The sequence below is a fragment of the Cellulomonas humilata genome (assembly GCF_013359775.1).
Taxonomy (GTDB): Bacteria; Actinomycetota; Actinomycetes; order Actinomycetales; family Cellulomonadaceae; genus Cellulomonas; species Cellulomonas humilata.
This window is the reverse complement of sequence record NZ_JABMCI010000059.1, coordinates 59,679-67,187: the sequence shown is the minus strand read 5'-3', so window position 1 is coordinate 67,187 and position 7,509 is coordinate 59,679. Positions and strand designations below refer to the sequence as shown.

6 protein-coding genes are annotated in these 7,509 nt (G+C 74.4%); all 6 read right to left on the bottom strand.

Features of this window, described 5'->3' with window-relative positions:
• Window positions 1-1,481: midas domain-containing protein (locus tag HP550_RS07570; RefSeq protein WP_210767790.1), on the bottom strand; the 1,481-nt coding region annotated here is incomplete at its 3' end.
• Between the two features lie 146 nt (window positions 1,482-1,627).
• Window positions 1,628-2,122 (bottom strand): flavin reductase, encoded by a 495-nt coding sequence (locus HP550_RS07565; protein WP_175346979.1) that lies wholly within the window; start codon window positions 2,120-2,122, stop codon window positions 1,628-1,630.
• Window positions 2,119-2,535 carry a hypothetical protein gene (locus HP550_RS07560; protein ID WP_175346978.1) on the bottom strand — a complete coding sequence of 139 codons (417 nt, stop codon included), beginning with the start codon at window positions 2,533-2,535 and terminating at the stop codon, window positions 2,119-2,121. Before HP550_RS07560 ends, HP550_RS07565 begins: the two co-directional genes overlap by 4 nt.
• A gap of 5 nt (window positions 2,536-2,540) precedes the next feature.
• Window positions 2,541-3,473: an N-acetyl-1-D-myo-inositol-2-amino-2-deoxy-alpha-D-glucopyranoside deacetylase gene (gene mshB / locus HP550_RS07555; RefSeq protein ID WP_175346977.1), complete on the bottom strand. Its 933-nt coding sequence runs from the start codon at window positions 3,471-3,473 to the stop codon at window positions 2,541-2,543.
• Window positions 3,474-3,480: 7 nt separating this feature from the next.
• Complete coding sequence (typA, locus tag HP550_RS07550; RefSeq protein ID WP_175346976.1) at window positions 3,481-5,439, bottom strand: translational GTPase TypA; 1,959 nt, start codon at window positions 5,437-5,439, stop codon at window positions 3,481-3,483.
• A 106-nt stretch (window positions 5,440-5,545) separates the two neighbouring features.
• The gene (locus HP550_RS07545; protein WP_175346975.1) at window positions 5,546-7,354 is read right to left on the bottom strand and encodes an ABC transporter substrate-binding protein; all 1,809 of its coding nucleotides are present in this window, start codon (window positions 7,352-7,354) and stop codon (window positions 5,546-5,548) included.
• Window positions 7,355-7,509: the final 155 nt, after the last annotated feature.

Below are 7,509 nucleotides of genomic sequence, written 5' to 3'. Positions count from 1 at the left end.
GGCGTGCTCGCGGCGGCGGCGACCGGCGCGATGACCGCGGTCGCGTCGTCGCGCCCGGCGGTCGGTGAGCCGGGCGTGCTCGGCGCAGCGGCGGCCGGTCCAGCCGTCGTCGCGACCGCTTCCGGGCGCGCGTCCTCCGTGGCCGCGTCAGCAGGACGGTCGCCGGGCGTGACCTCGGCACCGGACGCCACCTCGACGTCGGTGTCGTCCCCGTCGCCGGCCTCAGGCTCGGGCTCGGGCTCGGGCTCGACCCCGACCTCGGGCTCGACCTCGGCCTCGGGCGCGTCAGAGTCCGCAGCATCCTGCTCGGGGACGTCGGCAGTCGCGCCGAGCGGCTCGTTCGTCCCGTCGACGGCGTCCGCCTCGGGCACACGCTCGTCGGTGTCTCCGGAGACGTCCGCGGTCTGGCTGGCCGGCGCCTCGTCGTCGGCACCGTCCTGCGTGGCGTCGGGAGCGTCGCCGCCGCCACCGTCGACAGGCGCGACCACGGTCGGGTCGACCGCGCTGGAGCCGGTGCCGGCCGGCTCGTCCACGGTGCTCGCGCGCTCGTCCGACCCGACGGCCGCGGACGCGTCCGCGTCCTCGGGATCGGTGGAGGAGCTCTCGACGGCAGCCGGCACGTCGATGTCGGCGACCCCGGGGTCCACCTCGGCCTCGTCGGCACCCGCGTCCGGCGCGTCGATGGTCTCGTCCGAGTCGGCGTCGGGCTGGCCGACATCGTCGCCGCCCTCAGGCGCGTCGGCCGCGGGTGCGTCGGCGACCGCCTCGGCGGCGAGCACGCCACCGTCGGTCTCGTCTCCTACTGCCCGATCGTCGGCGATCGGCTCGGCGACGGACTCAGCGCCGTCGGGCTCGCCATCGACTCCCGCGTCGTCGGCGATCGGCTCGGTGGGCTCGGCGACGTCGACCGCGGCATCGTCGGCGACCGGCGGATCACCGGCGGCCTCGTCGATGGCCACCTCGTCCTCGACCGGCGGGTCCGCGACGACCTCGTCGGACGCCGTCCCGTCGCCACTGGCCTCGTCGGCGGCCACCTCGTCGGACGCCGACTCGTCGCCGCCGGCGTCGTCGTCGACCACATCGTCGGCGACCGGCAGATCCACGGCAACCTCGTCAGCGGCGGACTCGTCACCAGCGGTGTCATCGGCCGCGCTCGCGTCCGCGGCGGACTCGTCACCCGCGGCCTCGTCGGCCGCGACCCCGTCAGCCGTCGGCTCGTCCCTCGCGGTCTCGTCGGTGGCCGCGCTCCCGGTGACCGCGTCGTCCGCGGTGGCCGCGCTCTCGGCGACCGCGTCGTCCGCGGCGGGCTCGCTCTCGTCGGCAGGGCTGCTCGGCTCGGCGACGGGCGTCGGCGCACCCGCACCGCCCCACACGGGCCAGACCGGATCGGACGACGGACGGCTCGCACCGGTCGGGGCAGGCGTCTGCGGCCCGTCCTCGCTGCGCTGTCCGGGCTCGTCGCGGTCGGTGCCGTTGCTCATCCTGCTCCCCTGCTGCTCCACACGCGCACAACGCGTCCGCGCGGAGTCTACGTGCCCGGCCTGAGCCGCACGTCCGCGCCGCGACCTGCGACGGCGTTCTCACCCGGCTGCGCGCCGTGGACCTCGCACACCTCCGGGACGGACCCTCAGCGGACCGGGCGCAGCCGTCCGCGCAGGTGCACCAGCCCGCCGGCGTCGGCCGACCCCTGCTCCGCGGCAAGCACGGATCCGACGACGACGTCGTGGTCGCCGGCACGGTGCACCGACTCGGTACGGCAGTCGAACCACGCCGCCGCCCCGTCGACCCACACGGCGTCCGAGACGGGCGCCGGCCGGTGCGGGACACGCGCCAGCTGGTCGATCGCCGGGCGGCCCGGGGAGGCGAGCCAGTCGGCGGTGTGCCCCTGGTCGTCCGCCAGGACGCTCACCGACCAGGTGTCCACGTCGTCGAGCGCGTCCCGGAACCGGGCGTCGGTGTGGACGCAGAACAGGAGCATCGGCGGATCGAGCGAGACCGAGGTGATCGCGCTGGCGGTCATCGCGTGCAGCGTGCCGCGCCACCGCAGGGTGATGACGGCGACGCCGGCGGGCAGCCGCCCGACCGCCGCGCGGAACTCGTCGGGTCCCACCGCCTCGCTCACGGTGCCGCGTCCGGCCCGTCGGCGTCGGCCGAGACCGGGTGCGGCCGCGGGGCTCGTGGCCGGTCGTCGAAGAGCCTGCCCGGCAGGACGCCCGCCACGATGGTGACGACGATCGACCCCAGCACCCACACCCAGCCGATCCCTTGGTCGTCAGGCACCAGGACGTCCCCGCCGGGACCGCTCTGGGACAGGACCTGGACGGACACGACGAGGCCCACCGCGTAGCCGGCGAGCGCGACGAGGCCGGCCCAGGCGCGCGCGGTCACGGCGGCGACGAAGGCCAGCGCGAGGCACACGACGACACCCCAGGGCTCGATGCTGCGGTGCATCACGGTGCCCAGGGTGCCGACGACGGCACCGAGCAGGAGGGCCGCGACGACCGTGCCGGTCGCGCCGGCGGAGAGGCGTTGCACGCGCGTCAGGCTACCGGGCGCACGCCGACGGGCCAGACGACCTGCGCACCCGAGCCGCCCGTCCCCCGCCGGTAGGTCTCGGTCGGCAGCACCGGCGCCAGGATGCGGTTGCTCAGGGCGTAGCGGGCCACCAGGGCGTCGTCGCCGTCGACGGCCCGCACCGCCTGCACCTGTGTGGCGTGGGAGCGCAGGGCGTCCAGGACACGGTCGCGGACGGGGAGCACCGCGACCTCCACGTCGATCTCGTCGTCCGGCACGGCCACCGACGGCAGCTCCGCGGCCGGGTCGGGGAGCTCGAGGTCGTCGCGCGCGGGCCCGAGGGCGCGCAGGCCGCGGCGCAGAGCGTCGCGCCCCTGCACCACCCACAGGACGACGGGCACGGCGTACCCCGGCGAGGCGTCGTCGGACCGGGCGCCCGCGAGCTCGACGGCCAGCCGGGTCACCTCGTGGGTGCGCACGTGGTCGGGGTGCCCGTAGCCGCCACCGGGCTCGTAGGTGACGACGACGTCCGGGCGACGCGCGCGGATCACCCGGGCGAGCAGCTCGGCGGCGTCCTCGAGGCTCACGCCGACGAACGCACCGGGCGGGATCTCGTCGGGACGACCGGCGCGACCGGCGCCGACCCACGCCATGCCCGAGTCCTCGAAGCGCTGGCCCGCGGACCCGGGCACCGTGTCCAGGTAGACCCGGTCGCGGACGCCGAGGGCCGCCAGGGCGGCGTCCAGCTCCTGGTCCCGGTGCTCGGCGAGCGCCGGCCCGTCCCCCTCGAGGTGGGCCAGCCGCTCGCCGATGACCTCGCCACGCTCGCCGCGCGTGCACGTCACCACGGTGACCGGACGACCCGCCGCCGCCCACGTGGCCAGCATCGCGCCGGTGGTCAGCGACTCGTCGTCGGGGTGCGCGTGCACCGCCAGCAGACCACCGGGCGTGCGGGTCATGCAGCGATCAGGAGCGCTTGGAGCGGGCCGTGATGCGCGCGCGCTCGGACTGGTCGAGCACCACCTTGCGGATGCGCACGATGTCCGGCGTCACCTCGACGCACTCGTCCTCGCGGGCGAACTCCAGGGACTCCTCCAGCGTGAGCTTGCGCGGCGGGATGATGTTCTCGAAGTTGTCCGCCGCCGCGGAGCGCATGTTGGTGAGCTTCTTCTCCTTGGTGATGTTGACGTCCATGTCCTCGTTGCGCGAGTTCTCGCCGACGATCTGGCCCTCGTAGACCTCCTGCGTGGCCTCGACGAAGAACGAGCCGCGGTCCTGGAGGTTGATCATGGCGAACGGCGTCACGGCACCGGGGCGGTCGGCGACGAGCGAGCCGTTGACGCGGGTGTCGATCGGACCGGCCCACGCCTCGTAGCCGTCGGCGATGGACGACGCGATGCCGGTGCCGCGGGTGTCCGTGAGGAACCGCGTGCGGAAGCCGATGAGGCCACGCGCCGGCACCAGGAACTCCATCCGGACCCAGCCGGTGCCGTGGTTCGACATGGTCTCCATGCGGCCCTTGCGCTGCGCGAGCAGCTGGGTCACGGCGCCGAGGTACTCCTCGGGGACGTCGATCGTCATGCGCTCGACCGGCTCGTGCACGTGGCCGTCGACCTTCTTGGTGACCACCTGGGGCTTGCCGACCGTGAGCTCGAAGCCCTCGCGACGCATCTGCTCGACCAGGATGGCGAGCGCGAGCTCCCCACGGCCCTGGACCTCCCAGGCGTCCGGACGCTCGGTGGGCAGGACGCGGAGCGAGACGTTGCCGACGAGCTCCTTGTCGAGGCGGTCCTTGACCTGGCGGGCCGTGACCTTGCGGCCCTTGCCGCCGCGGCCGGCCAGCGGCGAGGTGTTGATGCCGATGGTCATGGAGATCGCGGGGTCGTCGACCGTGATCAGCGGCAGCGGCCGCGGGTCGTCGGGGTCGGTCAGCGTCTCGCCGATGGTGATGTTCTCGATGCCGGCGACGGCGACGATGTCGCCGGGGCCCGCGGAGTCCGTGCTGACGCGCTCGAGCGCCTTGGTCTCCAGCAGCTCCGTGATCTTGACGTTCTGCATGGTGCCGTCCGAGCGGGCCCACGCGACGGTCTGACCCTTGCGGATCGTGCCGTTGAACACCCGCAGCAGCGCGAGACGGCCGAGGAACGGCGACGCGTCGAGGTTGGTGACGTGCGCCTGGAGCGGCGCGCCCTCGGTGTAGGTGGGCGCGGGGATCCGCTCGAGGATGGTCTTGAACAGCGGCTCGAGGTTCTCCGAGTCCGGCAGGCCACCGTCGGCGGGCTGGTTCAGCGACGCGCGGCCGGCCTTGGCGGCGGCGAACACGACGGGCACGTCGAGGATCGCGTCGAGGTCCAGGTCCGGGACGTCCTCGTGCAGGTCGGACGCCAGACCCAGCAGCAGGTCGGTGGCCTCGTGGACGACGTCGGTGATCCGTGCGTCGGGACGGTCGGTCTTGTTGACGACCAGGATCACCGGGAGCTTGGCGACGAGCGCCTTGCGGAGCACGAAGCGCGTCTGCGGGAGCGGGCCCTCGGACGCGTCGACCAGCAGGACGACGCCGTCGACCATGGACAGGCCGCGCTCGACCTCACCGCCGAAGTCGGCGTGCCCGGGGGTGTCGATGACGTTGATGGTGATGCCGCCGGGCTCGCCGATCTCCGCCGCCGCGGGACCCGTGTACCGGATCGCCGTGTTCTTGGCGAGGATCGTGATGCCCTTCTCGCGCTCCAGGTCGCCGGAGTCCATCGCGCGCTCGTCCACGTGGGCGTGGCTGCCGAACGAGCCGGACTGCCACAGCATCGCGTCGACCAGCGTCGTCTTGCCGTGGTCGACGTGCGCGACGATGGCGACGTTGCGCAGGTCGTTGCGCACGCTCGTGCCGGCAGACGACGTGTGCGCTGCCGGCGCAGTCGTGGGCTCAGACATGGGGGAACTCATCTCAGAAGGTGGGGAGCGCGCCGGGTCGTCGGCCGCGCCGATCGATTCTACCCGTACACCCGTCCGGCCGCGTCAGAAGGTGACCGGACGCACGTCAGCCCGCCGTGCGCGCCCAGGACCACCAGTCCGTGAGGTCCGCCCGGCCGAGCGCCAGCGGCTCCACGTCAGGTGCGGCGGGCGTGCCGCCCGCGGTGGCAGCCGCAGATCCCCGGGTGGCGACGACGACCGGCTGCCGGACCAGCGAGAGCACCGCCCCGCCGGCGTCCAGGCTCGTCGCGACACCGGCGAGCTGGTCGTCGACCACCGCGGGGTCGAGGGTCTGCGCCAGGGTGGTGGTCGCTGCGTCCGTCGCGGGGTCGGTCCAGCCGGTGACGTTCGTCGCGCCGCCGGTCCCCCACCGCGCGACCACCGAGTCGATCGGCAGGTCCGCCTGCGGCACCGGCACCAGGGCGGCGTCCCATGCGGTGGGTGCGTCCGCGAGGTCCGGGCCCAGCCCGACCGCCGGGGTGTACGGCTCCACCTCGAAGCCGGCCTGGGCCGCCGACTCGGTGAGCTCCGCGAGCATCGCGGCGCGGAGCGGGTCGGCGGTGTTGGTGAGCACCCGCACCTCCACCGGCTCGGTCACGCCCGCCTCGTCCAGCAGGGATCGGGCCTCGGCGAGGTCGGCCGCGTCGACCGAGTCCGTCGCGACCCCGGCGTCCGGCCCGACGGAGGGGAGCAGGGCGTCCGCGACGGCGGCGTCCGGCCACAGCGGGGCGACGATCTCCGCGACGATCGCGTCCCTGTCCACGGTGAGCAGGAAGGCGCGGCGCACGGTCGACGCCACCGCGGCGTCTCCCCCGTAGGTCGCCGGATCGAACGCGCCCGCACCGGCGGTCTGGAGCTGGAGCTGGAGCGTGCTGTCGCCACCCGTGCGCACCTGCGCGCCGGCCACCTCGGCCAGCGCCTCGAGCACGTCGGTCGTGTCCGCCGGCGTCGCCACGTCGACCGACCCGGCGGACAGCGCCTCGACCTCCGCCAGCGGGTCCAGGTCGCTGCGGATGACCACGCGCTCGTACCGCGCCACGCCGTCGCCCGCGTACTCCTCGTTGCGGACCAGCTCGACGCGCTCCCCCGGCACGATCACGTCGACCGCGTAGGGCCCGGTCGAGACGGCCTGGTCGACGTGCTGCGCGAGCGCGTCGGCGTCGAAGTCCGAGCGCCAGGTCTTCGAGATCGAGCTCAGCGCGGCCTTGTCCTCCTGCGCGATCGCCGTGGACACCGCCGCAGCAGCCGCCGCCGGGTCCTCGACCCCGAGCGCCGTCTGGCCGACCACGTGCGCCGGGAGGTTGACGTCGAGCGCCACCTGCCAGTCCGCCACCGGGGTCGCGTAGGTCAGGGTGAGCGCCGCGCCGTCCACGGTGGGGAGCTGCTGCGCCTGCACGAGCGCGGGCGACGCGGCCGCGAACGCCACGCCGGCGTCCAGCTCGTCGTTGTTGACCACGCCGCCCTGGGCGTCGAGCTCGGGCGTCACGTCGTCGAGCTGACCGCTGCGCGCCGCCCACTCCAGGAGCAGGTCGGCCGGGGTCACGGCGGTGCCGTCGGACCACGTCGCCGCGGGGTCGATCGTGTACTTCACGGTCAAGGGCGCGTCGCTGACCTTCTCGACCGTGCCGAAGCTCTCGTCGACGACCGCGACGCCGTCCTCGTCGAGCGAGACGAACCCCGCCTGGACCAGCGAGCGCACCAGCGTGCTCCCCGGTGCGCGCCCGTCGGCGGTGCCCGCGTTGAGCGACGTGAACGGCATGGCGACGGCCACGACGACCGTGTCGGGTCGGTCGGGCGCGGGAGCCTCAGCCGTGCAACCGGTGACCGTCAGCAACGCGACGAACGCCGCCACCCCGCTCAGTGACTCCTTGAACACCGTGAACCTCCCGCAGACCGACGTCGTCGAGGCAGCCGAACGCACCCCGTCGCCGAGGTATCGGTCGTTTCCACCAGAAGATCAACCATGCCGGACACATCTGTCCGAACCGGCAGAAGCGCGACGGACTCGCCGGGGCGCGTCACGGGCACGAG